The organism is Flavobacterium adiutor (assembly GCF_048282555.1).
Lineage (GTDB): Bacteria > Bacteroidota > Bacteroidia > Flavobacteriales > Flavobacteriaceae > Flavobacterium.
In genome coordinates this window covers 1249300-1275111 of the sequence record NZ_CP182487.1, presented here as the reverse complement: position 1 = coordinate 1275111, position 25812 = coordinate 1249300, and the positions used below count along the sequence as shown (strand labels likewise).

28 protein-coding genes and 1 pseudogene are annotated in these 25812 nt (G+C 33.5%); 14 read left to right on the top strand and 15 right to left on the bottom strand.

Going from position 1 to position 25812, the window contains the following annotated elements; all coding sequences use genetic code 11:
• Positions 1 to 31: 31 nt before the first annotated feature.
• Positions 32 to 1402, bottom strand: a complete 1371-nt coding sequence (locus ACNC7R_RS05675; RefSeq protein ID WP_417943148.1) for an MATE family efflux transporter — start codon at positions 1400 to 1402, stop codon at positions 32 to 34.
• Positions 1403 to 1725: 323 nt separating this feature from the next.
• Between ACNC7R_RS05675 and ACNC7R_RS05670 the strand changes: the two genes are divergently transcribed.
• Positions 1726 to 2241 carry a hypothetical protein gene (locus ACNC7R_RS05670; RefSeq protein WP_417939979.1) on the top strand — a complete coding sequence of 172 codons (516 nt, stop codon included), beginning with the start codon at positions 1726 to 1728 and terminating at the stop codon, positions 2239 to 2241.
• A 109-nt stretch (positions 2242 to 2350) separates the two neighbouring features.
• Here the strand turns inward: ACNC7R_RS05670 and ACNC7R_RS05665 are convergent, their stop codons facing one another.
• The gene (locus ACNC7R_RS05665; RefSeq protein ID WP_417939978.1) at positions 2351 to 3229 is read right to left on the bottom strand and encodes a PPK2 family polyphosphate kinase; all 879 of its coding nucleotides are present in this window, start codon (positions 3227 to 3229) and stop codon (positions 2351 to 2353) included.
• A gap of 148 nt (positions 3230 to 3377) precedes the next feature.
• Between ACNC7R_RS05665 and ACNC7R_RS05660 the strand changes: the two genes are divergently transcribed.
• From ACNC7R_RS05660 to ACNC7R_RS05620, 9 genes are all read left to right on the top strand, one after another.
• On the top strand, positions 3378 to 4214 hold the full coding sequence (locus tag ACNC7R_RS05660; protein WP_417939977.1) for a DUF6929 family protein: 837 nt from the start codon (positions 3378 to 3380) through the stop codon (positions 4212 to 4214).
• Positions 4215 to 4217: 3 nt separating this feature from the next.
• Positions 4218 to 4685, top strand: a complete 468-nt coding sequence (locus ACNC7R_RS05655) for a hypothetical protein (protein WP_417939976.1) — start codon at positions 4218 to 4220, stop codon at positions 4683 to 4685.
• Between the two features lie 268 nt (positions 4686 to 4953).
• A complete protein-coding gene (locus ACNC7R_RS05650) occupies positions 4954 to 5454 on the top strand; it encodes an RNA polymerase sigma factor (RefSeq protein ID WP_417939975.1) in 501 nt (166 codons plus the stop codon).
• Positions 5455 to 5456: 2 nt separating this feature from the next.
• Positions 5457 to 6398 carry a hypothetical protein gene (locus ACNC7R_RS05645; RefSeq protein WP_417939974.1) on the top strand — a complete coding sequence of 314 codons (942 nt, stop codon included), beginning with the start codon at positions 5457 to 5459 and terminating at the stop codon, positions 6396 to 6398.
• Between the two features lie 34 nt (positions 6399 to 6432).
• Positions 6433 to 6843: a TonB-dependent receptor gene (locus tag ACNC7R_RS05640; protein ID WP_417939973.1), complete on the top strand. Its 411-nt coding sequence runs from the start codon at positions 6433 to 6435 to the stop codon at positions 6841 to 6843.
• A 54-nt stretch (positions 6844 to 6897) separates the two neighbouring features.
• Positions 6898 to 7602 (top strand): SIMPL domain-containing protein, encoded by a 705-nt coding sequence (locus ACNC7R_RS05635; RefSeq protein WP_417939972.1) that lies wholly within the window; start codon positions 6898 to 6900, stop codon positions 7600 to 7602.
• A gap of 33 nt (positions 7603 to 7635) precedes the next feature.
• The gene (locus tag ACNC7R_RS05630; protein WP_417939971.1) at positions 7636 to 8223 is read left to right on the top strand and encodes an LURP-one-related/scramblase family protein; all 588 of its coding nucleotides are present in this window, start codon (positions 7636 to 7638) and stop codon (positions 8221 to 8223) included.
• A gap of 113 nt (positions 8224 to 8336) precedes the next feature.
• Entirely contained in the window at positions 8337 to 9053 is a 717-nt protein-coding gene (locus tag ACNC7R_RS05625) for a 3-ketoacyl-ACP reductase (RefSeq protein ID WP_417939970.1), read from the top strand.
• 120 nt (positions 9054 to 9173) lie between these two features.
• Complete coding sequence (locus tag ACNC7R_RS05620) at positions 9174 to 9683, top strand: hypothetical protein (protein ID WP_417939969.1); 510 nt, start codon at positions 9174 to 9176, stop codon at positions 9681 to 9683.
• Positions 9684 to 9772: 89 nt separating this feature from the next.
• Here ACNC7R_RS05620 and mtaB read toward each other — a convergent pair whose 3' ends face one another.
• Positions 9773 to 11107, bottom strand: a complete 1335-nt coding sequence (gene mtaB, locus ACNC7R_RS05615; protein ID WP_417939968.1) for a tRNA (N(6)-L-threonylcarbamoyladenosine(37)-C(2))-methylthiotransferase MtaB — start codon at positions 11105 to 11107, stop codon at positions 9773 to 9775.
• A 485-nt stretch (positions 11108 to 11592) separates the two neighbouring features.
• On the opposite strand from mtaB, the gene ACNC7R_RS05610 reads away from it, so the two are divergent.
• Positions 11593 to 12117 (top strand): hypothetical protein, encoded by a 525-nt coding sequence (locus tag ACNC7R_RS05610; protein WP_417939967.1) that lies wholly within the window; start codon positions 11593 to 11595, stop codon positions 12115 to 12117.
• A gap of 35 nt (positions 12118 to 12152) precedes the next feature.
• Here ACNC7R_RS05610 and ACNC7R_RS05605 read toward each other — a convergent pair whose 3' ends face one another.
• The 11 genes from ACNC7R_RS05605 to ACNC7R_RS05555 form a co-directional block, all read right to left on the bottom strand.
• Positions 12153 to 12695 carry a GNAT family N-acetyltransferase gene (locus ACNC7R_RS05605; protein ID WP_417939966.1) on the bottom strand — a complete coding sequence of 181 codons (543 nt, stop codon included), beginning with the start codon at positions 12693 to 12695 and terminating at the stop codon, positions 12153 to 12155.
• A 43-nt stretch (positions 12696 to 12738) separates the two neighbouring features.
• Positions 12739 to 13641: an IS982 family transposase gene (locus ACNC7R_RS05600; RefSeq protein WP_417943122.1), complete on the bottom strand. Its 903-nt coding sequence runs from the start codon at positions 13639 to 13641 to the stop codon at positions 12739 to 12741.
• Between the two features lie 95 nt (positions 13642 to 13736).
• Positions 13737 to 14540, bottom strand: a complete 804-nt coding sequence (locus ACNC7R_RS05595) for a Cof-type HAD-IIB family hydrolase (RefSeq protein WP_417939965.1) — start codon at positions 14538 to 14540, stop codon at positions 13737 to 13739.
• Positions 14541 to 14631: 91 nt separating this feature from the next.
• Positions 14632 to 14850 (bottom strand): putative signal transducing protein, encoded by a 219-nt coding sequence (locus ACNC7R_RS05590; protein ID WP_417939964.1) that lies wholly within the window; start codon positions 14848 to 14850, stop codon positions 14632 to 14634.
• A 29-nt stretch (positions 14851 to 14879) separates the two neighbouring features.
• A complete protein-coding gene (locus ACNC7R_RS05585) occupies positions 14880 to 15665 on the bottom strand; it encodes an alpha/beta hydrolase (RefSeq protein ID WP_417939963.1) in 786 nt (261 codons plus the stop codon).
• Between the two features lie 46 nt (positions 15666 to 15711).
• Positions 15712 to 16374 carry a DEAD/DEAH box helicase gene (locus tag ACNC7R_RS05580; RefSeq protein ID WP_417939962.1) on the bottom strand — a complete coding sequence of 221 codons (663 nt, stop codon included), beginning with the start codon at positions 16372 to 16374 and terminating at the stop codon, positions 15712 to 15714.
• Positions 16375 to 16425: 51 nt separating this feature from the next.
• The gene (locus tag ACNC7R_RS05575; protein WP_417939961.1) at positions 16426 to 17589 is read right to left on the bottom strand and encodes a sigma-54-dependent transcriptional regulator; all 1164 of its coding nucleotides are present in this window, start codon (positions 17587 to 17589) and stop codon (positions 16426 to 16428) included.
• A 104-nt stretch (positions 17590 to 17693) separates the two neighbouring features.
• Positions 17694 to 19010, bottom strand: coding sequence for an ABC transporter permease (locus ACNC7R_RS05570; protein WP_417939960.1), 1317 nt, complete (start codon positions 19008 to 19010; stop codon positions 17694 to 17696).
• 79 nt (positions 19011 to 19089) lie between these two features.
• On the bottom strand, positions 19090 to 20019 hold the full coding sequence (locus ACNC7R_RS05565; protein ID WP_417939959.1) for an ABC transporter ATP-binding protein: 930 nt from the start codon (positions 20017 to 20019) through the stop codon (positions 19090 to 19092).
• Between the two features lie 158 nt (positions 20020 to 20177).
• Complete coding sequence (gene dnaJ / locus ACNC7R_RS05560) at positions 20178 to 21284, bottom strand: molecular chaperone DnaJ (protein ID WP_278010822.1); 1107 nt, start codon at positions 21282 to 21284, stop codon at positions 20178 to 20180.
• A gap of 94 nt (positions 21285 to 21378) precedes the next feature.
• On the bottom strand, positions 21379 to 21957 hold the full coding sequence (locus ACNC7R_RS05555; RefSeq protein WP_417939958.1) for a nucleotide exchange factor GrpE: 579 nt from the start codon (positions 21955 to 21957) through the stop codon (positions 21379 to 21381).
• A gap of 338 nt (positions 21958 to 22295) precedes the next feature.
• Here ACNC7R_RS05555 and ACNC7R_RS05550 point away from each other — a divergent pair, with 338 nt between their 5' ends.
• Together ACNC7R_RS05550 and ACNC7R_RS05545 are read left to right on the top strand one after the other, a co-directional pair.
• Positions 22296 to 22724, top strand: coding sequence for a transposase (locus tag ACNC7R_RS05550; protein ID WP_417939275.1), 429 nt, complete (start codon positions 22296 to 22298; stop codon positions 22722 to 22724).
• Between the two features lie 14 nt (positions 22725 to 22738).
• Positions 22739 to 23566: an IS3 family transposase gene (locus tag ACNC7R_RS05545; protein ID WP_417939957.1), complete on the top strand. Its 828-nt coding sequence runs from the start codon at positions 22739 to 22741 to the stop codon at positions 23564 to 23566.
• On the opposite strand, the pseudogene ACNC7R_RS05540 reads toward ACNC7R_RS05545, so the two are convergent.
• Positions 23546 to 23935: pseudogene (locus tag ACNC7R_RS05540) on the bottom strand (ISL3 family transposase); the annotation flags it as partial. The gene ACNC7R_RS05545 and the pseudogene ACNC7R_RS05540 overlap by 21 nt on opposite strands.
• A gap of 185 nt (positions 23936 to 24120) precedes the next feature.
• On the opposite strand from ACNC7R_RS05540, the gene pafA reads away from it, so the two are divergent.
• Positions 24121 to 25737 (top strand): alkaline phosphatase PafA, encoded by a 1617-nt coding sequence (gene pafA, locus ACNC7R_RS05535; RefSeq protein WP_417939956.1) that lies wholly within the window; start codon positions 24121 to 24123, stop codon positions 25735 to 25737.
• Positions 25738 to 25812: the final 75 nt, after the last annotated feature.

The following is a 25812-nucleotide window of genomic DNA, read 5'->3' as shown; positions in this document are numbered from 1 at the left end:
TTTTAAAGCTTCAAATGTAGTTATTTGAAACTTAATTTTTGATTAATTTTTTGGTTAAGTAATTAAAGCGGATATACAGAAAAAGTGCAGCTGCAGTTAACCCTGCCAAAAGTCCGACCCAAACTCCCGCTGCTTTCATAGGAGTATATTCTGCCAAATAATATGAAACAGGAAAACCAATGATCCAATACGCCACAAAGGTAATATACATAGGAATTTTCACATCCTGTAATCCGCGTAATGCACCCAGCACGACGACCTGAATTCCATCAGATATCTGAAAAACAGCTGCAATTAATAATAGTTTTGAAGCAATGGTAATAACTTCTGTATTATCAGTAAGCTGTATCGTGTTTTCCATATTCAGAAAAATATGTGGCAGGAATTGATGGAAAGCCACAAACAAGACGGCAAAAACACTTTCTATAATAATTGCTAGTAAAAAAATTGAGCGTGCCACAATTACTAATTTTTTATAATCCTGCAATCCTCTCTGATTACTCACGCGAATCATGGAAGTAACACTTAAACCCATTGCAAACATGAAAGTCATAGAAGCCAGGCTAAGCGCGATTTGATTAGCCGCCTGACTGGTTCTTCCAATATTTCCGCAAAGCCAGATCGAAGCGGTAAACAATACTACTTCAAAAAGCATCTGCATTGCCGAGGGAAAACCAATGCTTATTATTTTTTTTATTGTTTCTTTCTTAATTTCCTCAAAACTAAAATCTTTAAAGAAATGTTTCAGATCCTTTCTTCTGGACAGCATAATATGCATGAACATGACTAAAAACATTCTTGAAATTACTGTTCCTATAGCCGCTCCGATAATTCCCAGCTTCGGAAAAATCCAGATCCCATAAATCAAAACATAATTCATACCTACGTGGAGTACATTAGCCATGACCATAGCGTACATCGAATATTTAGTTAAGGATAATCCGTCTGCAAATTGTTTGTAACCCTGATACATGATTAACGGAATCAGTGAGAAAGCCACCCAGTCCAGATAAGGTTTGGCAAGCACAATCACTTCATGAGGCTGATGCAGCATTTCCATTATTGGTTTTGCCAAAACAATGAGTCCAAAAAGCATTAATCCTAAAATGGTACACAAAAACAATCCATGATGAAATGCAGAACGAATTTTAGTGTCATTTTTCTCAGCATCTCCTTCTGCCACGATAGGTGTAATAGCTGTAGAAAATCCAATCCCTAAAGACATTGCAATAAAAATCATACTATTCCCTAAGGAAACTGCCGCCAGCTCGGTACTCCCTAGTTTACCCACCATTATATTATCGACCATTCCAATTAAGTTATGCCCTACCATTCCTAAAATGACTGGATACGCAAGCCTTAAATTGTATGAGAACTCTTTTGTGTATTGCTTTAAATTCACCTTACATTCTTTTTTAGCCTGCAAAGATAAACAGATGCTTTTGATTCTGTTTAAATATTCAGTCTTAATCAATTCCCATTTTATTAAAGCAGCAAATAATGATGCCATTTTAACATTTTAATGATAACTCAGGAATAAAATTCGGGAGGTGTTTTTTTTATAAAACTCAAGAAAACCAATAAAAACAAGGCCTCTAAAGAACTACAAGCTTCTTGAAATTTTAACAATATTTACATTATATAACGATTTTTGAAAATTATATAACTACTCAGCACCACCTCGAAAGTAATTTTACATCATAGTAATTAAAAAAAAATACAAGCATGAAAAATTTACAAAACGTCCGAATTTTATTTGTTGCAGCCATTGCAATGTTTTACACTATAACAGCATCTGCTCAATCAACAGAAATTGAAAACTATGATCAAAAATTCAAATTAGGATTTGGTGTGAGCGCTGGAATTCCGACAGATGGTGATGACTACGACTGGGCTCTTGGGGGTGATGTGAGACTTCAATACGATTTATCTAAAAAGACTTCATTAACACTTACAACTGGTTTTACTAATCTATTTGTGGGTGACGATGTTCCGGATTTAGGATTTATTCCTGCAAAAGCTGGTTTCAAAGCTTTCTTCTGGGAAGATCAGTTCTACGCTATGGGAGAAATCGGTGCCGGTTTTGCTGTAACAAACGGATATAATGAAACTTCTCTTTTATGGGCTCCAAGTATTGGATACGCTGGAAAACATATTGATATTAGTTTAAGATATGAAGATTATAACAAATTCAAAACCAATCAAATTGGACTTCGTGTAGCTTATGGTTTTGAATTATAAAAACTAAGTTCAAGTTATTTTTATTTTTTTGTAAAACCCGACAGACTTTCTCAGTCCGTCGGGTTTATTTTTTTTACTCCTATTCAATTCTAATAATAGTGAGTAATCTTTACTTTTCTCCCAGTTGTTTTTTATACATTTCAATATTAGCTTTAACTTCATCGTCAAGCTCCGGTTCTTTAATATCGGTATATTTCTGCATTTCTTCCCAGATAATTTTAGCTACAATATAACGAGCCATATCCTTGTCATCTGCAGGAATGATATACCAGGGTGCATAATCTGTCGAAGTTTTATTAATCGTCTCTTCATAATATTTTTGGTATTCTTTCCAGTGTTCTCTTTCTTTTAAATCTCCTGGCGAAAATTTCCAATGATGCTCCTCCTCTTCCAAACGGCGCAACAAACGTTCTCTCTGCTCCTCTTTGCTCAAATGCAGAAAAAACTTCATCACAATCGTTCCGTTTTCAGTAATATGTTTTTCAAAATTATTGATTTGCTTAATTCTCTTTTTCCAGAATTTAGGCGTAATATCCTCAACCGAATTAATTCCTGGTAAGTTCTCTGACAGAACATATTCAGGATGCACACGCGTCACTAAAACGTTCTCATAATGTGTACGGTTAAAAATCGCAAACTTTCCTTTCTCTGGCAAAGCAATATAATGTCGCCATAAATAATCATGTTCCAACTCACTCGAATTCGGCGTTTTAAAACTATGCACGACCACTCCACGCGGATTAAATTCCTTAAAAACTTCCCGAATCAGACTGTCTTTTCCCGACGTATCCATTCCCTGCAGACAGATTAAAACACCATATCTGTTGTGCGAATACATCACATCCTGCAGATCGCTGAGTTTTGCCTGTACTTTATCCAGTTTCTCTTCCTTCTCGTCATCATCAGCTTGAATATCTAACAAAGTCGGAATCTTTGCTAGCTTTATTTTATCTGTAACTTTAAAATCTTTTGGATCTATTGATTGCATATTTTCAATTTTTTTTATATCATAAATATACTACTTTTACGAAGCATATTCCTGCTATACGTTACAATCTTTTACCCCGCTAAAGAAGCGGAGCAAAAGGATTTTCACTTCTATCAGGGCTAGGCATTGGTTTTCAAAACAACATCTCATGGAAAAATTCACATTAGAAATACTATTTCAAATCATCGGAATCGGTTCTGCCTCAGGATTATTTTTAAATAATGATTCACTTTATATCATTGGCGACAGCAGCGGATCCTTATACGAATACAACATGCAGAATCAGCAATTAAGTCAGCATGCTTTAATTGACAATCCAACGCAAAATATTGCAAAAAATATAAAACCCGATTTTGAATCGATCACGCATCATAACGATACGCTTTATGTTTTTGGTTCCGGTTCTACCGAAAACCGAAATAAAATGATTGCATTCGATCTCAAATCAAAAACCGTTTTACAAAAAAACAACCTCGTTGATTTATATGCGTTGATGCAAAATTTCGGTGATATAAAATCGGAAGATTTCAATCTTGAAGGTGCTATTTTTGATGGCGAAAACTGGTATTTATTCAATCGTGGCAACGGAATTTCAAACAAAAACACCATTTTTACCATCCACGCCAAAAATCTTGGAGAAGAATTTGCCCTGATTGCTGTCAATTACAAATTGCCAAAAATAAAAGGTGTCCGCTCGAGTTTTACCGATGCCGTTGTGGTCGAAGACAAAATCTATTTCCTTTCTACCGCCGAAGACACCCAATCAACTTACGATGACGGCGAAGTTCTGGGAAGCTTCATAGGAAGAATCGATCTTAAAACCATGAAAATCGATTTTACCCAAAAAATCACTTCAACCCATAAATTTGAAGGTTTGACACTTTACAAAAAAGATAATAATAAAATCGAGTTTTTGCTTTGTGAGGATAACGATACTGAACTTTTAGAAACTAAGATTTATAAGTTGACATTGCCGGTTAAGTAAATTATGAAAAAAATAGTATTTTCTTTTTTAATATTTCTAATGTCTTCATTAAATGGAAGCGCATTGTATAACTTTAAAAACGATAAAATAGGGCAGCATAAATTTTTATATCCTAAAGATTTTACCCCACAATCATTTATTACGCTTTTTACTAAGCAATATAATAAGAATAAAACACTCAATAATATAACTATGGCTGGAGAATTCCCTAATAACTGGGTTAAGCCAAAAGATGTCGGATATTTGATTTCAATTATGCGATCAAAACAGAAATGTTGCAACTATATGAATGTATTTTCATCACATATTTTAAATGAAAAATCTGAGGTTGGTGGCTTTGCAATTATTTTTTTAAATTCTTATATTTCAGGAAACAGAATAAACTTAGGCTTAAATTGCAGTCCTAAAACAAATTTAAAAGAAATTCAAAAAATAGAAAACTGGTACAACAATGTAAATCATAAAAATTAAGTTTACAGTAAATAATTCACTTTTCGAATCTTCGTACAGCTTTTATGAATCTCTGCGAAAGAGCTTTTCCCCAAAGATTCACAAAAGATTTCACAGAGATTCACAAGAAAATGCATTTTAGACGCAGTACCGTAGGTCTCTACGAATAACCAATAAAAAAATAAAACTTTTTTTCATCTTCGTCCCAACCTTTTTCCCTTTTTCGCTCTCTTTATAATTAAAGACCAAAATTGTGATAAACGAAACGCTAATTTCTAACTGCAAAAAAATGAACCGTGATGCCCAACGTCAGGTTTATGAGCACATGGGGCCAAAATTATATCGCGTTTGCAAACGATACCTCAAAAAGGAAGAAGAAATAGAAGAAGCTCTTGCCGATGCTTTCTACACCATCTTTACAAAACTCGACCAGCTCAAAGAAGAAAAAGCCTTTGAGGCCTGGGCACGAAAAATTGCCGTAAATCACTGTTTGGCCACTATTAAAAAGAGCACCAATTTCAATATGTATCTTAATGATGTAAAAGTGCTTTCACAGCCATTTACAGATGAGATCAACGCATTAGAAGAAGAAGATTTACTCAATTTATTAAACCATATTCCCGAAGGCTGTAAAACAGTTTTCAATCTTTTTGTCATTGAAGGTTTCGGACATAAGGAAATAGCTGAAATGCTAAAAATCTCTGAAGGCACATCAAAATCACAATTGAATGCCGCCAAAACCAAACTGAAAGAACTGGTGAATAAATTGTATTACCAAAAAGCAAAGTAGTCATGGACAATCACGATAAAATATTCGATAAATTCAAAGAAGCCGCATACAACTCAGAAAAGAAAGATTTTCCGGGAATGGAAAAAATCTGGTCGCGTATTGAGGATAAACTGGACAAAAAAGAAGACAAAAAAACCATTGCCTTATGGAAAAAAATTGCAATCGCAGCTTCATTTCTGCTATTACTATCTCTTGGATTTCAATTTTTAAAGTCAGATAAAAATACGGCGATTCAAACAGACGAAATTGTTGTAAATAAAACTCAAAAAGAGAGCAATCAAAACCAAATAAAAGATCATGATGTTGTCAAAAATGATCCTAAAATAATTTCAGAAGAAGAAGCCAAACGTATTTTAGAAAATCCAATTAAGAAACAACAGGATGTAGTGAGCAGCGAAGCAAATGGTTTAAGCGATGTTATTGTAACTGCGCCTAATGCAGTTTCTATGCCGGCACCAATACAGGCAGAAACAGAAGACTCAAAGGATGAAAATTTTACAGAAACAGACAAAGCAGATCAAAGTTTTGGCTATTTAAAAATAAAAGAAAGAGAATCTTCAAGAGTTGCTTTTGCAGATAAACAAGAGCAAAAGGCTAAAAAATCAGCTCCTTTAGTTGTACTGAACGGAAATGCAATTTCTCACAGTAATGATGCCAAAAGAGATAAAATGATGCAGGATGAACTTCCTAATTTAAAGCCGGAAAATGTAGAATCTCTAGTTATTCTGGATGAACCATTATACATTATTGACGGAACCTATTATTCGGAAAATGATTTATTTGGTACAAACCCTACAAGTCCTTACGCACCTTTAAATAAACAGGAAATTAAAACCATTACCATCCTTCAGGATCTGGGAGCTACAGAAAAATATGGTGAAAAAGGAAGAAAAGGAGTTGTTATCATCACAACTAAAACTGGAAAACCGGCTCTGAAGAAATAGCTAAAAAAACTTCCTCAATTTAAAATTTACTCGCATGAAAAACGTAAAACTTATTTCATTAGCCCTTTCTATGCTTATCTCTTTGGTATCAAAAGCACAGGATAAAACATATCACGGAAAACAGGAAAAGAACAGTGCCAAAATAGAAATCACACCTACAACTTTTACCAAACCAAAGGATACAATTTCGAATGTAACAGTTTCTTCAAATTTTGTTCAGCCAACAGTTCCGGCTTCACTGATTAGAATTTGCGCTCCTTCCCTATCTCTTTTAAAAGAGCCTTTGTATATTTTAGATGGTGACATTATAAACGCCAAACAATTTTCTAAACTAAACCCGAATGATATCGAAGAAATAAAAGTACTAAAAGGTAATGATGCGATTTCAACTTACGGAAATCAGGCTATTAACGGGGTTGTTGTTGTTATCACTAAAGAGGATTAGTAATAAAGTGCAAATCAGTTATAACAAAAACATTAATCATTTAAATTCCATCTTATGAAAATACTTCTAACACTTTCCCTACTTTTTTCAATCAATTCATTTTCTCAAACCAAAACTTCAATCGAGAAACCTTTTATTGAAGCTTCAGGTAAGGCAGACACATTAGTCATTCCAAATAAAATATGGGTAAACGTGCTTTTAATGGAAAAAGATTTTAAAGGCAAAAAGTCTGTCGAAGACATGGAAAAAGAAATGATTCTGAAATTAGAATCAATTGGTATCAATACTGAAAAAAAACTTAGCCTTAATTATATGTCTAGTAATTTTAAGAATTATGCTCTGAAGCAAACTGATATTTTTAAATCAAAATCATATTCTGTTTTAGTTACTGATGCTAATACAACCGCAAAAGTTTTTATAAGCCTGGAAGAAATTGGAATTTCAAACGTCCGAATTGAAAAAGTAGAAAATACAGAAGAAGAGAAGATTAAACTTTTAATAAACGGGAAGGCAATATTAAATGCAAAACAGACTGCTGAAAGTTTTGCAAAACCTTTAAACCAAAAAGTTGGAAATGCCATTCAAATAAGTACCTTTGAAATTATGCCAAATCAAGTTACCGGACAATTAAATGAAGTCGTAGTAAGAGGATACTCTTCAAAACCATATGGGAATAGAAATCCGAATTATGAAAGTAATATTGAGTTTGAAAAAATAAAGATTTCAAGTTCAGTTCAGGCAAAATTTCTATTAGAATAATTAAACACATAAACTATATTCAAACAAAATTTTATGAACCCAATTTTAAATCAAAATTTATTTCTTGTAAAAGAACATATCGGAATGTTTAAAGCCTCAAACAATTATGATATTTATGATCCTGAAACCAATCAGATTATTATGAATTGCCGCGAGAACAATCTGGGCTTTTTCACCAAAATGTTACGTTTCACTGATTACAAAAGAATGACACCTTTTAATGTTGAAATTACGACCGCTGCTGGTGAAAAATTGATTTCTGTAAAACGTGGCATTGCATTTTTTCGTTCTACTGTTGAAATATTTGATGAGAAAGACAGACTAGTTGGAACTTTTAAACAGAAATTCTTTTCTATTGGAGGAAAATTCGAAATATTAGACAAAAATGAAAAACCTGTCGCAACTCTTCAGGGAAAATGGACAGGCTGGGACTTTAAATTCTCTCACGAAAACAAACAGCTTGCTCAGGTGAGTAAAAAATGGGCCGGAATGGGTAAAGAGTTTTTTACCAGTGCAGATAATTATATTTTGCAAATTGAAGAAACAGTAGCAGCAGATTCGCCGCTTAGACAATTAATTCTGGCAGCCGTAATGTGTATTGATATGGTTTTGAAAGAATAAACAAAAGCTGTTAAACTTAGATTAAGAAAATAAAAAAGCATCTTTTTGGTAAGCAAAAACCGTATTTTTGTAGTACTAAACAGATGCTTTCTGCATTTCTAAAAACGACACTCATGACAAACTTAAAAAATAAAAATGCGCTCATTACAGGAGCTGGTAAAGGAATTGGAAAAGCGATTGCAATTGCTCTTGCAAAAGAAGGTGTAAACGTAATTTTAGTGTCCAGAACTCAATTGGATATTGAACAATTAGCCATAAAAATTGAAAACTTCGGAGTTAAGTCATTGGCACTAACAGCAGATGTTGCAGATATAAACTCTGTCAATTCAGCAGTAGAAAAAGCTTTGGCTGAATTTAAAACCATTGACATTTTAATCAACAATGCCGGAATCGCTTCTTTTGGAAAATTCCTGGAACTAGAACCTGCCGAATGGGAAAAAATTATTCAGGTAAACCTAATGGGAACTTACTATACCACGCGTGCTGTTTTGCCTAATATGATTGAAAGACAAACCGGTGATATCATTAATATTTCATCAACTGCGGGATTAAACGGAAACGCATTGACAAGTGCTTACAGTGCTTCTAAATTTGCCGTTTTGGGATTAACTGATTCTTTGATGCAGGAACTTAGAAAACACAACATTCGTGTTACTGCCTTAACACCAAGTACGGTTGCAACTGATATGGCAAAAGATTTAAACCTTACTGATGGCAATCCTGAAAAAGTAATGCAGTCTGAAGATATCGCTGAATTAATAATCGCTCAACTGAAATTAAACCGCAGAGTGTTTATAAAAAACAGCAGTATTTGGTCTACTAATCCTTAACACGCAAAGCGTAAACTTCAAATTTTAAACCCCAAATTCCAAACTCAAAATTAGATTAAGTTTATAAAGTTTCTGAATTGGAATTTGGAATTTTAAAAAATTGAAAATTAAAAAAATAAGATGGAACAATATTTAAGACAATTGGTTTCAATTGCATTTACAGATAAAAAAGAAATCTTTACCGGTTTTTTGATTGATTATTCAGATGACTGGATTTTACTTAAAAACAATCCTATCGACTTTATACTTGATGGTTTTGTGATTTTAAAAAACAAAAATATTGAGGCAATCGAAAGAGATGAAGAACTGGCTTTCAATGAAAAAGTAATTCGTCTGAAAGGATTAAAAACAAATGCCGAAGACATTATTCCGATGAAAGATCTGAGTACTATCCTACACTACATCAATAATAAATATGGTATTTTTCAGATTGTAAAAAAGTCCCCAAAATCAGTTTATTTAGGCAAGCTCATTGAAGTCAATGAAGAAATACTGACTATTGATTTCCTGGACATTAGAGGTTCTTTTGGAGGCGAACTGAGTTTTAATCCTGAAAAAATAAGAGTAATCGAATTTGATACGGATTATATTAATTCACTGAAGCTAGTTTCAGAAGAAAACAAGAAATAGCATTTTTATCAAACACAAGAAAGTCCTTCATTAAAAAGGACTTACTTATGTTTTTATCATTTCCGTTAGTGAAATAACAATATTGTGAATTAAGCTTCTGCCAATTTGTTTAAAAACTCCAGACGAACACTTCCATCTTCATCAATTTTAGTCAGACTGATTTCCTGTAAAGTATTAACCAATTCAGGATTCCAAGGTGTTTTTACTTTTACATAATTTTCTGTAAAGCCATGAATATAGCCTTCTTTGTTTTCGCTTTCGAATAAAACCGTTCTTTTAGATCCTAACTGGCTTTCGTAAAAAGCGCGTCTTTTTTTAACTGACAATCCACGGAGCATTTTACTTCGTTTTGCCCTTACGTTAGCAGGGACAACACCCGGCATGCCTGCTGCTTCAGTATTATCTCTTTCAGAATAAGTAAATACGTGTAAATAGGATATATCCATCTCATTAAGAAAATGATATGTTTCTAAGAAATGCTCATCTGTTTCTCCCGGAAAACCTACAATTACATCAACACCAATACACGCATCTGGCATTACTTGACGGATTTTGTTTACACGATCTGTATATACTTCACGCTGATAACGGCGCTTCATTAATTTTAAAATATCATTACTCCCCGATTGCAGCGGAATATGAAAATGCGGTACAAAAGTGCGGCTTTTAGACACGAACTCAATGGTTTCGTTTTTTAACAAATTAGGCTCAATCGATGAAATTCGCAAACGCTCAATTCCTTCCACTTTATCTAAAGCCTGAACTAAATCTAAGAAAGTGTGTTCGTGTTTTTTATTTCCAAATTCGCCTTTTCCGTAATCGCCAATATTTACTCCCGTCAGAACAATTTCTTTAATGTCCTGAGCAGAGATTTCTTTTGCATTCTGTAATACATTCTCTAAAGCATCACTTCTTGAAATTCCGCGGGCTAACGGAATCGTACAATAGGTACATTTGTAATCACAACCATCCTGAACCTTTAAAAAAGCACGGGTACGATCTCCAATAGAATAACTTCCAACATAAAAATCGGCTTCAGCAATCTCGCATGAATGAACCTCTCCCATGTCGTTTTTACTTAAATCGTGGATATAATCGGTAATTTTAAATTTTTCAGTAGCTCCCAAAACCAAATCAACACCATCTACTGCTGCTAATTCTTCAGGTTTTAATTGCGCGTAGCAACCTACAGCGGCAACAAAAGCCTTCTCATTAAGTTTCATTGCTTTTTTTACCACCTGTTTGAATTGTTTATCAGCATTTTCAGTTACAGAGCACGTATTAATAACATATATATCCGCAACTTCCTCAAAATCTACCCTGTCAAAGCCTTCATCATTAAAATTTCTGGCAATTGTAGATGTTTCTGAAAAATTCAGTTTACATCCAAGAGTATAAAAAGCAACTTTTTTTCTATTTTCCATAGGAATACACTACGTTTTAAGTAGCAAGATTATTATATTTACATCCTCAATTGAAGAGTTTGCAAATTTACACACAAATTTCTTTAAAAGAAAATCAATAATAAATTATAAATCAACATATTGAATAAGACACAGATTCATTTTACCCAAATAACAGATAAATAAATTTTGTCATACTTCAAATTGATGTTATCTTTTAGGAAGAAAAGTTTAAAGCTGTAAATTCAAAATTGAAAGAAAAAATCGACAAAAAGCAAATAAATCCGACTAAATACAAAAAATCAGCTCTAAATTTATTTTTTTCTTAAATTTTTCTTTGCTGAAATAAATATTAAACCTAACTTCACAAAGCGAAATCTGATAAAAAAAATTAAATCTGAACATAAGATTATTCGATTTATGACGTTTTAAAATTTTTAAAAACAGACAATGGGAAAGCCGAAAACCATTTTAGAGTAGGCAAATTTTTAAACTTATAAAACCTTATGAAAGCATTTTTGCCCACAATCTGCTTAATGTTCTTAACTTTTTTTAGTGCACGGGCACAAACAAACGCTCCTGCTGCAAACTCAAATCCGTTTCCAACAATCAGCACACTTACTACATGGGCCAGTTTTAACTCACAACAGAAATTTGACATAGCCATACGTGCTGTAGGATTTAAATTTGAAGTTAAAGAGCCAGGAGAAGGATCTACTGCTTATACTTATATTAGAAAAGTAGTTGTTAATGAAGTTAATTATACTGACAGAATCGTTTACAGAATTACAAATACCAATTCTGCTAGTATTATTTCGCTTGTTACTGCTTCTACTGATTTGGTAAGTTTATATACCCCACAATTAGCAACTTTTAAAAATAACAACTGCAAAACTGAAATGTCTAAAGACAAAAACACAACCTGCAGCTGTTACGAAAGCGACAATTTCGCAATCGACCTTTGCGATGAGCGCGTAAAATTAACTATGGGTGACGGAAATAAATATTTTGTTTCTGTAGCGAAAAAATAATTGATATCGTTTTATAATACAATCTTACAGCTAAACTAAACCCCAAAAATTATTTTTTTTGGGGTTTTTAATTCGTACCAAACTTCTGTTTCTCCTTCATATATAAACGAGTTGACGTATGTAAAGCCCAGTTTTTTCAAAATCCTTCTTGAATTTTCATTTCCTTCGTCTGCATAAGCAAACACAACCTCCGCTTTTATTACGCTAAAGGCATAATCTATAAAAGCTTTACCTGCCTCTGTTGCATATCCTTTTCCCCAATGCTTTTCTATAAAACGATAGCCGATTTCATAAAAATCTTTATGATTATTAATTTCGGTGGTAATGAATTTTATTCCGGACCAGCCTAAAAATTCATTGGTTTCTTTTAGAATAACTGCCCATCGCCCAATTCCAAAATCCTCATATTGCTTTTGAATATTTTTAATCTGATCAATGCTTTCCTCAATACTTAAAACAGGTTTATTTCCAAGAAAAACATGTACATTGGGATTCGAATCCAGTTCATACATTCCGTCAGCGTCAGAAAGAAGTAACTCCCTTAAGAGCAAACGTTCCGTTTCAATTGGCATTTTCATACACAGAATTATTTAAAATAACGTGAGTTCGATATAAGAATATTTAAGCAACAAGTCTGTTATTTTCAAAATCGACATTTATAGAAGGCTTTTTAGGAAAAAAAGAATAGGCTATAAGTCCTGATAGTAAGTTTGTTATAAAATTATCAAAACTCCTATGTCTTGTATGTTCTATTTGGCAAATATTTTTCAATTGATCATAAACAGTTTCGATTAATGATCGTTTTCTAAGCATAATTTTGTCTTGTAAAAGCATTATACTATTCTTCATATTCTTTTTGATTTTAGTGACCAAATGGACTCCATCAATAAAAAGTTGTTCAAACAAATCTTTTCCAATATATCCCTTATCTCCAAAAAGTTTTCCGAATATTCTTTTATGAAAGTTGTTGCTTTTTAATGGTTCTCTATCGTCAACATTGGCTTGAGTAAGCATAAAATCAAGAATTTCTCCTTTGTCGTTTATAATCAAATGCAACTTAAATCCAAAAAACCATCCTGTTGAAGTATGCCCTTTTGTTGCTAAATCCTTAAATGTTTTGTGTTGTTTTTCTCGTCTAATATGGCATGATCGTAAAGGGGTTGAGTCAATAATGGAAATTCCTGTACATTGTCCCAAACAACAAGTTTTCAAAAATAGCGCCATTGGCACAATAGCTTTTTTTTGAAGTTCTACAAATCTGTTATAGGAAACAAGGTTTGGGAATTCTTTTTTCAAATGCTTCCCAATATAAAACAAATAAAAATGCTTCAAATTTTTGTAACCCATAGCGTGGAAAAGCACTAAAATAGTCATAACTTCACTATCAGTCATCGTAAATTTTCGGTTTCTTTTCTTTGGAGAATCTTTTTCATTTAAGCTATGAGCAGTCATGGTTTTATCAAATTCTTTCGAGAATTCGTCTATAATAAAGTAAATTTCTGTAATTTTAGCATTGGATAACATAGGGATGGTTTTAATTGTAATTAATTGTTTGTCAGACATTAATATACAAAAACCATCTCTGTTTTCCAAATATTTTTTACTTCCTTATATCGAACTCACGTTAAAATATAACGCTGAACCACCTCAGCAACACCGTCATCATTATTCGATGCTACAATTACATTTGCCTTGTCTCTTAATTCAGGTGTTACGTTATCGACCCAAACCCCTAAACCGGCATATTCTATCATGGAGAGATCATTTCCGGCATTTCCAACAGCAATAATTTCGCTTTGATGGATGTTTAATTTCTCTGCCAATATTTTTATACTTGTTGCTTTATCAATTCCGAATTGGGCTGCTTCAAGGAAAAATGGTTTTGACATAGCAACACTCAAATGAGGCATTGTTGCTTTTAAGTCTTTCTCAACTTCTTTCAAATATGAAGGTTCTTCCAGTAAAATGCATTTTACCGCCGGTTTTGTAACGGCTGCTTTAAAATTAGAAACTTTGTTATGTGGTAATCCGGTAATGTCTTTTTCAATTTCGATATACTGAGAATCCGTTTCACTTATAATTTCACCATCCAAATAGGTGATAATATGCGTTTTCATTTTTACACTGTAATCGTATAAATCATGAATTTGTTCCGGCGTCAGACATTGTTCAAATAAAACAAGATCATCCTTTACAGTACTGATTACAGCTCCGTTAAATGAGATAATATAGGAATCATTCAAATCCAATTCTAATTCTTTAGCAAAAGCCGTCATAGCAGATGTTGGACGGCCTGAAGCCAAAACAACGTAAACACCTTTAGCCTGCGCTTTAAGCAGCATTTTTTTGTTTAAATCTGAAATTTTATGATCATCTGTCAACAAGGTATCATCCATGTCGAGCACTAACATTTTATATTGCATTTTTTCTTACTTCTTAGTCTCTAGTACTTAGTCCCCAGTCTTATTTTGCACTTAGTGACTGAGGACTAAGTACTAGGGACTAAAAAACTATTTAAATACTCATTCTAAATTCTTCAATAACAGGATTTGCCTTTGCAAAATCGGTTTCCTGAATAAAAACCTCAACCGCTAAATCTGTTTGCCCAAAACCAGCTAATCTTGCTGACTGGATATTATCTTTTTTTACAGTTTCTATACCTGCTGCTTCCAATCTTTCCTGCAAAGCAATTGCTAATACTTCACTACCTGAAAACGCTTTCATTAATCCCATGACATTTTATTTTATTATTGTTTTATTCTTTATTGTAAAATTATTTTTAGCTGATTTTGAAAATCATCATTTTCATTTACACCAATATGTCCCTGATTTTTCAAAGGATAAAAATTGGCTTTTGATTTTAAAAGGTTCTTTAGCCTAACAGAATGATCTAAAGGAATTAATTGATCGTCTGTTCCGTGAAAAATATAAACAGGAGCTTTTACTTTTGGTAAATATCTAAAAGTTTCTAAGTGAAATTTCTTCATGAAATTTGGAAAAAATGGAACTTTCATGCTTGATAATTCTACAAAACTATAATAAGGAGACTGGAGAATCAAAACTTTTGGTTTGTTTTCTGAAGCCAGAATTGTAGCCAGGCCTGAACCGATGGAATAACCTGTAATGATAATTTTATCTTCTGGATATCTTGCTTTCATTGCTGCATAAACCATTGCAACATCTTTATTTAACTGACCTTCATTTTCTATTTCTCCTTCGCTCTTTCCAAAACTTCGGTAATCCAAAATAAAAATATCATATCCTAATGAAGTATAAATTTTAGAAATACTGCCCCAGGTTTCAAGCGTCCCGGCATTTCCGTGAAGATAAAAAACCAAACCCCTCGAATGCTCTGCTTTAAATAAGAGCCCATGAAGATTTACACCGTCAAACGACTTAATATTTAATTCTTCAAATTGACTCTGATATTCAAATTGATACTCTTTAGGAAGGGCTGCATTTTGAAAAATCATTCCTGTCTGATTGAAATATATATAAGAAACAATAATCAAATAAATTACAATGAAAAACGCTAAAAGTACAATCATTAAAAATTTAAGTGTTTTTATCATTTCCATAGATATCGTAAAAGCTCTACTCTTCTTCTATTTGATCCTCTTCTTCGTCCAGCTCTTCTTCACCCTCTTCATCCATATCAAAGAAATAAGGTTCCAACAGCATTTTATCCGCTAAAATTTCAATGCGTTCCGTCAGAGTTTCCGCAAAAATAAGGCGCTGAGTTTTAGCGATACTGTTCGAAATCCGCATTATTTTGGGTTCGTGACGCAACTTTAAAATCGGGTCAGCATCATCGAGAATAAACATTTTAAGGCGATTTACATTGTAACCAGCGGTACTAAACATATCATTCAGCTTTGTTGGAGTTCCTATTAAAACATCAATCCCGGTTGAAACATAGTTTTTATCATAATCCATATCGCCTTTGTCATGAACTCCATAAACTTCAAGATTATTATATTTTCCGTATTTCTCGAAAAGGGCTTCCATTGCCAAAACTTTTTCTTTATCTTCAACAACGATTAAAGCGCGAGGAGACTCTTCATTTTTACCTGCTAATTGCTGAATTACATTCAACACAATGGTTGTCGATTTACCCGTTCCGGCAGGGGAAATAATCAGACAGTCGGCACCACTTTTAATTGTAGAAAAAGTTTCAATTTGCAATATATTTGCTTCCGTCAAACCGTTTTGAATTAAAGCGTCTTGTAATTTCTCGTTTATTTTTTTTAGTTTCATTTCTAAATTTTAGATTGATGATTTTAGGTTTCAGTTTGAAAAACTAAATCATTATTTGCTGGCAAACATTTTCACGTCAGTTTCAGAAATTTCATTGCCTCCCAAAATAATCAGTCTTTCAACAACATTTCGAAGTTCACGAATATTCCCCGTCCAGTCATATTCCTGCAATAATTTTATGGCAGAAGCCGAAAATACTTTCACAGCGTTTCCTTGCTCCGAAGCAATTTTTTCTGCAAAATGAGAAATTAAAGCCGGAATATCATCCCGTCTTTCATTCAACGGCGGAACTTTAATTAAAATTACTGCCAGACGATGGTATAAATCTTCGCGAAAACGGCCTTCTGCAATTTCTGTTTTCAAGTCTTTATTGGTTGCAGCAACCACACGAACATCCACCTTAATGTCTTTATCAGCACCCACCCTGGTAATCATACTTTCTTGTAATGCACGCAAAACTTTGGCTTGAGCCGAAAGACTCATATCTCCAATTTCATCCAGAAAAATGGTTCCTTTATCAGCTGCTTCAAACTTTCCCGCACGATCTTTTACTGCCGATGTAAATGCTCCTTTTACGTGTCCAAACAACTCACTTTCGATCAATTCACTCGGAATTGCAGCGCAGTTTACTTCAATTAAAGGAAAAGCAGAGCGCTCGCTTTTTTCGTGTAACTGATGCGCTACTAATTCTTTACCTGTTCCGTTTGGCCCAGTAATCAAAACTCTTGCTTCTGTTGGAGCCACTTTATCAATCATTACTTTAATATGATTAATAGAATCACTGTCCCCAATCATTTCGTAGTTTTTGCTGACTTTTTTCTTCAGAATTTTATTTTCAACTACTAATTGTTTCTTATCTAAAGCATTACGAACTGTATTCAGTAAACGGTTTAAATCCGGCGGTTTTGAAATATAATCAAAAGCTCCTAAACGCATCGTTTGAATCGCAGTTTCCATATCGCCATGCCCCGAAATCATGACCATCGGAATTTCTGGCTTTACTTTTTTTACTTCTTCCAGCACCTCAACACCGTCCATTTTTGGCATTTTGATATCACACAAAACCAAATCGTAGTCGTTGTTTTTTATTTTTTCAAGTCCGGCAACACCATCTTCAGCTTCATCCACCTGATACGAATCATTTTCTTCTGATAAAATTTTCACCAAAACTCTTCTGATTGCTGCTTCGTCTTCTATAATTAGTATTTTACTCATTTTTTTTAGATTCTGATATTTTAAGCTGCTAAGTTTCTAAGTTTTTTTTCTGATAGCTAAATTTTAGCATCCAAGAACCTTATTATCTTAACATCTTTAAAAAATTAATATTTTAGCCATTTATACAATTCTTTCCAAGTTGGTTTTTTACCGTACATTAAAATACCTACACGGTAAATTTTGGCAGCGAACCACACCACAAGGAAAAATGTAGCAAACAATAATGATACCGAAATTACAATTTGCCACCAGGGCACTCCAAAAGGAAGCCTCATTAACATTACAATTGGCGACGTAAGCGGAATCATTGAAAAAATTACTGCTACGGTTCCGTGTGGATCATTTACAACTGTAAAAAAACCAATATAAACGCTTAGAATTAATGGCATTATGATGGGCAATAAAAATTGCTGTGAATCAGTCTGATTATCTACCGCTGCTCCAATGGCTGCGTAAAATGAACTGTATAAAAAATAACCTCCTATAAAATAAATTACAAATCCTGTTAAAATGCTGGCAATAGGTAAATTCCATAATTCAGCCATATACATTTGTATAGAACCTGAAAGTTCATGTTGCGCTGCTTGTATTAATTCTGGAGAAATTCTTCCGGTTGGACTAACATTTACTCCAAAAAATGCCGATGCTGCGAACATCAATCCTAAACCAATAATCGCCCAGATTATAAATTGTAACAATCCCGCAAGTGAAGTACCTACAATTTTACCGATCATCAATTGAAATGGCTTTACTGATGAAATAATGATTTCGATAATTCGGTTAGTTTTTTCTTCGATTACACTTCGCATTACCATATTCCCATAGATGATAATAAACATCATAATCAGATAACCGAATGCGCCGCCAATAGCAATTTTAATTTCATTTAATCCTTTTAAACTTTCTTCTCCGGAAGCTTTAATCAAATGAATATTGACATTTGACTGTGCTTTCTGAATGGCCAAAGTATCCAGTTTGGCCTGTTCAAGATTTAGTTTTGTAATTTTATTTCCAATAATATCCTGAGTGCTTTCAATAAAAGAAATACTAGGACTGTTATTCGAGATGAATTCAATTTTAGTTTCTAAATCCTTGTTGTTTTTTGTTTTAGGAATAACAATTAATCCGCTGAAATTTTCTTTTGCAATACTGTCTTTTAAAGATTTTACATCCATTTCAGATAAATTAAGGTATCTGAATTCTGCTCCTTTTTTATTTTCTTTTAAAAAATCAGCCGCAAAAAGTCTGGTTTCATCGTGAATCGCAATTCGTTTGGTTTCTGCCTTCATTGAACTCAGATAACCAATAAAAATCGCTATAGCAACAAATAAAAGTGGGCTCAAAAAAGTCATAACAACAAAAGACTTATTACGGACTTTTGCAATAAATTCTCTTTTTATAATCAACGAGATAATACTCATAAAATATTTTAATTTTCAAATTCCAAGTCCCAATTCAATACGTTCTAAAATTGGAATCTGGAATTTAATTATTGAATTTTTAATTTTTGTTCTCTGTTACTGTTTGAATAAAAATATCGTTTATAGTGGGTATTTTCTCCACGAAATGGGTTACCTGCCCGCGTTGTGTCAATATGTTCAATAATTCATTCGGCGTAGCGTTTCCAATCTGGATATTTAATTTCAAATCGTCATTTAGAGATTTGAAATTAGCAGGCGAAACGGTATACCTCTGAGTAATATCATACATCAAACCTTCTACATTATTGGTCAGGATTCCAACTTCAAAACTATTGGTTCTAAACTGTCGTTTTACATCTGCCACTTTACCTTCAATCAATTTATTTGATTTATGAATTAAAGCTATATGCTCGCACATTTCCTCAACACTTTCCATTCTGTGAGTAGAGAAAATAATAGTAGAACCCTGTTCTTTCAAAGCTATAATTTCATCTTTAATAATATTGGCATTCACAGGATCGAAACCAGAGAAAGGTTCATCCAGAATCAACAATTTTGGTTTATGCAAAACACAAACCACAAACTGAATTTTTTGCGCCATCCCTTTAGAAAGCTCCTGAATTTTCTTGTCCCACCAGCCCTGAATTCCTAAACGGTCAAACCAAAAATCGAGCTGTTGCTTCGCATCAGCTTTAGAGAGTCCTTTCATTTGTGCGAGATACAAACATTGTTCACCAACTTTCATCGAACTATACAAACCTCTTTCCTCCGGAAGATATCCTATTGTCTGCACATGTTTTGGCTGTAGTTTTTCTCCATCCAGAATAACTTCACCGCTATCCGGCAGGGTAATTTGATTGATAATTCTGATTAGTGAGGTTTTACCGGCACCATTTGGTCCTAACAATCCATAAATACTACCCTTCGGGACATTTAATGAAACTTCGTTAAGTGCGACATAGTCACCATATCGTTTTACGACTTTATGGACTTCTAGTAAGTTGCTCATGCGATATATTTAGATTTTTTGCGTCAATTTGACTATTGTGGCTTTGAGTCTGTAAAAGTAAATAATTCGTATTTAATCTGTGCCAGAATAAAGAAAAAACCCATTCTAAATTTGCAGTAGAATGGGTTTTATAAGTGCTTATTGTTTATAAAATTAGTTTATGAAAACATATCTTTTACTTTTTCAAAAAATGATTTTTCTGATTTTTCAGGATTAGGAACAAAATGTTCATTATTTAAAGCATTTTCAAAAAATTGCTTTTGCTCTTTGTTCAACGTTTTTGGCGTCCATACGTTTACGTGAACTAATAAATCCCCGTTTCCGTATCCGTTTAAGCTTGGAATACCTTTTCCTTTTAATCTTAAGATTTTTCCGGATTGGATTCCTTCTTCGAGTTTAATACGCACTTTTCCATTGATTGCTTCTATATCTTTAGAAACTCCTAAAACAGCTTCAGGAAAACTGATATACAAGTCGTAATGAACATTTTCACCTTCACGTTTTAAGAATTCGTGCTCAACCTCTTCGATAGCAACAATTAAATCTCCTGGAATACTATTTCCGGGAGCATCGTTTCCTTTGTTAGATACTTTCAACTGCATTCCATCAGTAACCCCTGCAGGAATTTTGATTGACACGGTCTCATCCTCCTGAACCATTCCCTGAGCATCCGCTTCAGAAGGTCTTTTATCAAGAATTTGTCCGGATCCCCCACATGTAGGACAAGTAGATGCAGACTGCATTCTTCCTAAAATCGTGTTTGTGACACGCATTACCTGACCTTGCCCGTTACAAGTCGAACAGGTTTTATAAGTAACACCTTTAGCCTGAACTTTACGTTTCACTTTTACTTTTTTCTCAACTCCATTTGCAATTTCTTCCAGAGTTAATTTTACCTTAATTCGAAGATTGCTTCCTTTAGCGCGACGAGGACCTCCGCCTCCGCCACCAAATCCGCCAAATCCGCCGCCAAAAATATCACCAAACTGGCTGAAAATGTCGTCCATATTCATACCGCCATGACCGCCAAATCCACCCGAACCATCAAATGCCTGATGCCCGTACTGATCGTACTTTGCTTTTTTCTGCGGATCACTCAAAACTTCATAAGCCTCTGCCGCTAGTTTAAAGTTTTCTTCTGCCTCTTTGTCACCTGGATTTTTATCAGGATGATACTTTAAAGCACTTTTTCGGTATGCTTTTTTAATTTCCGCAGCATCAGCATTTTTTGAAATGCCCAGTATTTCGTAAAAATCTTTTTTCATAATTAGGTTAAATTGCTTCGCCAGTTCGCTAGCGCTTGTGTCCAAATTTTAAAATTCCAAATTCCAAAATGAGCTGAAATTCCTATTTGCTTTTTTAGTTTCCAACAACAACTTTAGGGAAACGAATAATTTTGTCTCCTAATTTGTACCCTTTTTCAATAACATCAACGATTTTCCCTTTTAATTTGTCAGACGGAGCCGGAATTTGGGTAATTGCCTCTGCTATATCTGCATTAAAAGCATCGCCAGCCTGAATTTCAACTTGTTCTAGACCTTTCCCAACTAAAGTGCTTTTTAGCTTTTCATGAATAAGCTCTACACCTTTTTTTAAGTTTTCATCTTCAGATTTGTTGATTTCTACAGCAGCTCTGTCAAAATCGTCCAAAACAGGCAGCATTGCAAGCAAAACTTCCTGATTGGCAGTTTTAAACAAATCGATACGTTCTTTTGAAGTTCTTTTTTTGTAATTTTCAAATTCAGCAAATAATCTCAAAAACTTATCCTTTTCTTTAGCTAAGTCCTGAGCTAACTGCTCCTCAACACTTAATTCTTCAACAATTAATTGCTCTCCATTAGCGTTATTCTCTATCGTTGCATCATCTAATTCCTGATCGAATTCTGTATTTTCCGTAGTCATATTACTTTTATTTTTAAAAATATTTTTAAACTTCATTTTATTTCTTTCTGTTGGATTGCAAAAGTACTGCCAAATCTTTTAAAATGTCAAATTGTCACTCTAAAAAATTGAGAGACTTCTATGGATACATTTTTATAAAGAAAAATTTAATATAATTTTAAGACTATTACGTTCTCGTTTGTTATATATTTGAGACCGAAACCAAATCATTATTATAACCTATCAAAGTTTGAATTTAAGGGTTAGCCTCGGCTTATATAAATTATTAATTCAAGTTTACCTTATATTAAAAAAAGCTTCGCCAGATTGACGAAGCTTTTTTTTTATTTTAATTCTGTCCCGTCCTGAAATAGCGATACACAAAAACAATCGTTATGGAAGAATACAGCAATTATGTAAAGCGCACCCAGCGAGATTACAGCATGTCCTTAAAACTTCAAATCGTTAGAGAAGTTGAGCAAGGTAGTTCATCAATTACCCAAATTAGAAAACAATATGGTATTCAAAGCCATGCTACAGTTCTGGGCTGGTTACGAAAATTTGGTAACTTTGATTGGGAAAACCAATCCCCTTTGAATATGGCAAAGTCACCCGAACAAAAAATTATGGAACTTGAAGCCCAAGTCAAGCTATTAGAAAAACAAAAGGCTTTTTTAGAACGACAAGCTTACGTTGCAGATAAAAAAGCAATCTTGTTTGACATGATGATTGATTTAGCTGAGAAAGAATATCATATCGATATCCGAAAAAACTCTGCACCCGAACAATCGCCCGCTTTAAAGCAAAAGAACAAAAAACAGTAGCGTTTACCTGTTATTTGTTCGGGATAGACAGACAGGTTTATTATCGAAAGACTAGAAGAATAGCATCCAAACAAAACAAAGCCAAAGAAGTGATTTTGATGGTGAATAATATCAGGAAGACAATGCCTAGAATAGGTGCTCGAAAACTATATTATCTTTTGTTGGATAAACTTCAATTAATGAAAATTGGAAGAGATAAGTTCTTTGATATACTCAGAGCCAATCATTTATTGATACATTCTAAACGAAGTTATCATGTAACGACTAACTCACATCATCGATTTAATAAACATCAAAATCGAATTCTAGATTTAGAAATTAACAGACCAGAGCAAGTTTGGGTCTCTGATATAACCTATATAGGAAAAAGAGATAATCCTTGCTATTTAAGCTTAGTCACAGATGCTTATTCTAAAAAGATTATGGGATATTATGTCGCCGATAACATGAACACAGAAAGCAGTTTGAAGGCTTTTAAAATGGCTCTTAAACACAGAAACAACAAAAACTTACCATTGATACATCACTCAGACAGAGGGATTCAATATTGTGCTAATGACTATCAAAAGCAGCTTAATAAAAATAAAATTCTATGTAGTATGACAAAAAACTCTGACCCTTATGAAAATGCAGTGGCAGAAAGGATTAATGGTATTTTAAAACAGGAATTTAGGGTTGACAAATACAACCAAAAAGCAGAAATCATGCAAAAAATTGTAAAAGAAGCTATTGATATCTATAATGAAATCAGACCTCATTATTCTAATTACATGCTTACTCCAAATCAGGGATCAAAGCAAAAATCTGTGGGGATGCAAAAATTAAGCATAAATATTAGTTAGCCTAAAAAGGAAGTATTCTATATTTCTAACACCTCTAAATTTTGATCTAAATGCTTTTATTTTAGCATTGAATGATTCTGCAGAAGCATTAGTACTTCTGTTATCAAAATAATTTAAGATGGTTTGATAATGATTCATAATTGTACGAGAGATTGTACCGAAAGACTTAAATCCAGATTGATCTACTTTTTCATGCCATCTGGCTAATTTTGCAAAACCAATGATTTTATCGGTTGTATTCTCAAAGATGCCACGGAGCTCTTGAGTCAGATTGTATCCTTTTTGAATATCAGGATATAACTCAAATAGTAAGGCAGCACGTTCTATTTGATTTTGAGTCCATTTCGATTTGGATTTATACAAGAAATAGCGACTCCTCTTTTAAAAATATCTCACGCAAAAAAAAAACAGCGGACAGCCCGGTGAACAAGGAAACACCATAATTCCTTTTACACTTCTGTTAAATTAAAGTGAACTTTGATTTTAAATATGAATTTAGAGCACCCTTTTTGCTCTCGAATCTGTATTTTTGTTTTTAATTTTATAAGTTAAGTATGAAAAAAAGTGTTGTATTCTTAATGCTGTTTGTTATTTCAAACCTAACAGCGCAACAACGTCCCAAGTTGGTTGTAGGAATTGTGATAGATCAAATGAAAATGGAATATTTATATCGGTTTTCAGATGATTTTTCTGCAAACGGATTTAAAAGATTGATGAATGATGGATATGTTTTTCAAAACATGCATTATAATTATATGCCTACCTATACAGCTCCCGGGCACGCATCGATTTATACAGGAACCACACCAGCAACTCATGGGATTGTGGGGAATGAGTGGTTTAGCAGAGCTCTTGGAAAGCAAATGTATTGTACTGATGATACTTCAGTAAAAACAGTTGGTGACGGAACTAAAGATGAAGGTGAAATGTCACCAAAAAATCTGCAAAGCACAACTATCACTGATGAAGTAAGAATGGCGACAAATTTTCAGGGAAAAGTGATTGGAATGAGCCTTAAAGATCGTGGAGCTGTTTTACCAGCGGGACATTTTGCTAATTGGGCCTTTTGGTACAGTAAGACAGGGGCTTTTATATCCAGTACTTTTTATGGAGAGAAACTACCTGATTGGGTGTCAGAGTTCAATAATGAGAAAAATTACCTAAAGTATATTAATAAGGGTTGGGAGTTATACAAACCAGCTTCAACTTATAATGAAAGTCTCCCGGATAATAATCCTTACGAAGGGAAATTATATGGTAGTTTAGTACCTGTTTTTCCATATGATTTAAAAGCTATGTATGAACAAAATGATGCAGGAATTTTGCGGTCTACACCTTTTGGGAATGATTTATTAGCTGATTTTGCCAAAAGAGCAATTGAAAAAGAAGAGTTAGGAAAAGATAATATTACTGATTTCTTAACAGTGAGTTTTTCTTCTACAGATTATGTTGGGCATTTATTAGGGCCACGTTCCATGGAGCTTCAGGATACTTATTTGAGATTAGACCAGACAATAGCAGACTTTTTAACTTTTTTGGATAAAACAGTAGGAAAAAATAATTACCTGCTCTTTTTAACCGCAGATCATGCTGGTGCTGAAAATGTTATTTACTTGAAAGACCGTAAATATGATGTAGACAATTATCCTTCAAAAGATTTTAGAAAGAATTTACAGGATTTCTCTGTGAAAACATTTGGAGTAGATTTACTTTTGAATTATTCTAATTTTAATATCTTTTTCAATAAAGAAATTATTAAAGATAAAGGTTTAGACTTAACGAAAGTGAAACAAGCATTTAAAGATTTTTTAATTTCGCTGCCACAAGTTAAAAAAGCATACACCGAAGAAGAAATTTTAGCTAATTCCGGAAATGATTACTATTTGAATTTTGTAGCAAAAGGATATGATGTAACACAGGATGGTGATATGGTTGTAATTGGTAAACCTGGTGTTATGGAATATTTACCAACTGGAACTTCGCACGGAACAGCTTATACTTATGATACTCACGTGCCAGCAATTTTTTATGGATGGCATATAAAAAAAGGACAATCTTATGATAAAAAAGCAATTACTGAAATTGCACCAACCATTGCTCAAAAAATAAAAGTTGCATTTCCTAGTGGAACAGAAGCAAAAGTAATGCAGGAAGTGTTGGATGAGAAGTAATATTTTAGGCTTTATAAATTTAAACCTGTCTTTTGAGGCAGGTTTTTTATACAAAAAATGCTTTTCATTGTTGAA

What these genes read in the sequence shown, in the direction of transcription:
- ACNC7R_RS05670 (WP_417939979.1), top strand. Translation starts at nt 1,726, where the DNA reads ATGAAAAATTTACAAAACGTCCGAATTTTATTTGTTGCAGCCATTGCA.
- ACNC7R_RS05665 (WP_417939978.1), bottom strand. Translation starts at nt 3,229, where the DNA reads ATGCAATCAATAGATCCAAAAGATTTTAAAGTTACAGATAAAATAAAG.
- ACNC7R_RS05660 (WP_417939977.1), top strand. Translation starts at nt 3,378, where the DNA reads ATGGAAAAATTCACATTAGAAATACTATTTCAAATCATCGGAATCGGT.
- ACNC7R_RS05655 (WP_417939976.1), top strand. Translation starts at nt 4,218, where the DNA reads ATGAAAAAAATAGTATTTTCTTTTTTAATATTTCTAATGTCTTCATTA.
- ACNC7R_RS05650 (WP_417939975.1), top strand. Translation starts at nt 4,954, where the DNA reads ATGAACCGTGATGCCCAACGTCAGGTTTATGAGCACATGGGGCCAAAA.
- ACNC7R_RS05645 (WP_417939974.1), top strand. Translation starts at nt 5,457, where the DNA reads ATGGACAATCACGATAAAATATTCGATAAATTCAAAGAAGCCGCATAC.
- ACNC7R_RS05640 (WP_417939973.1), top strand. Translation starts at nt 6,433, where the DNA reads ATGAAAAACGTAAAACTTATTTCATTAGCCCTTTCTATGCTTATCTCT.
- ACNC7R_RS05635 (WP_417939972.1), top strand. Translation starts at nt 6,898, where the DNA reads ATGAAAATACTTCTAACACTTTCCCTACTTTTTTCAATCAATTCATTT.
- ACNC7R_RS05630 (WP_417939971.1), top strand. Translation starts at nt 7,636, where the DNA reads ATGAACCCAATTTTAAATCAAAATTTATTTCTTGTAAAAGAACATATC.
- ACNC7R_RS05625 (WP_417939970.1), top strand. Translation starts at nt 8,337, where the DNA reads ATGACAAACTTAAAAAATAAAAATGCGCTCATTACAGGAGCTGGTAAA.
- ACNC7R_RS05620 (WP_417939969.1), top strand. Translation starts at nt 9,174, where the DNA reads ATGGAACAATATTTAAGACAATTGGTTTCAATTGCATTTACAGATAAA.
- mtaB (WP_417939968.1), bottom strand. Translation starts at nt 11,107, where the DNA reads ATGGAAAATAGAAAAAAAGTTGCTTTTTATACTCTTGGATGTAAACTG.
- ACNC7R_RS05610 (WP_417939967.1), top strand. Translation starts at nt 11,593, where the DNA reads ATGAAAGCATTTTTGCCCACAATCTGCTTAATGTTCTTAACTTTTTTT.
- ACNC7R_RS05605 (WP_417939966.1), bottom strand. Translation starts at nt 12,695, where the DNA reads ATGAAAATGCCAATTGAAACGGAACGTTTGCTCTTAAGGGAGTTACTT.
- ACNC7R_RS05600 (WP_417943122.1), bottom strand. Translation starts at nt 13,641, where the DNA reads ATGTTATCCAATGCTAAAATTACAGAAATTTACTTTATTATAGACGAA.
- ACNC7R_RS05595 (WP_417939965.1), bottom strand. Translation starts at nt 14,540, where the DNA reads ATGCAATATAAAATGTTAGTGCTCGACATGGATGATACCTTGTTGACA.
- ACNC7R_RS05590 (WP_417939964.1), bottom strand. Translation starts at nt 14,850, where the DNA reads ATGGGATTAATGAAAGCGTTTTCAGGTAGTGAAGTATTAGCAATTGCT.
- ACNC7R_RS05585 (WP_417939963.1), bottom strand. Translation starts at nt 15,665, where the DNA reads ATGATTGTACTTTTAGCGTTTTTCATTGTAATTTATTTGATTATTGTT.
- ACNC7R_RS05580 (WP_417939962.1), bottom strand. Translation starts at nt 16,374, where the DNA reads ATGAAACTAAAAAAAATAAACGAGAAATTACAAGACGCTTTAATTCAA.
- ACNC7R_RS05575 (WP_417939961.1), bottom strand. Translation starts at nt 17,589, where the DNA reads ATGAGTAAAATACTAATTATAGAAGACGAAGCAGCAATCAGAAGAGTT.
- ACNC7R_RS05570 (WP_417939960.1), bottom strand. Translation starts at nt 19,010, where the DNA reads ATGAGTATTATCTCGTTGATTATAAAAAGAGAATTTATTGCAAAAGTC.
- ACNC7R_RS05565 (WP_417939959.1), bottom strand. Translation starts at nt 20,019, where the DNA reads ATGAGCAACTTACTAGAAGTCCATAAAGTCGTAAAACGATATGGTGAC.
- dnaJ (WP_278010822.1), bottom strand. Translation starts at nt 21,284, where the DNA reads ATGAAAAAAGATTTTTACGAAATACTGGGCATTTCAAAAAATGCTGAT.
- ACNC7R_RS05555 (WP_417939958.1), bottom strand. Translation starts at nt 21,957, where the DNA reads ATGAAGTTTAAAAATATTTTTAAAAATAAAAGTAATATGACTACGGAA.
- ACNC7R_RS05550 (WP_417939275.1), top strand. Translation starts at nt 22,296, where the DNA reads ATGGAAGAATACAGCAATTATGTAAAGCGCACCCAGCGAGATTACAGC.
- pafA (WP_417939956.1), top strand. Translation starts at nt 24,121, where the DNA reads ATGAAAAAAAGTGTTGTATTCTTAATGCTGTTTGTTATTTCAAACCTA.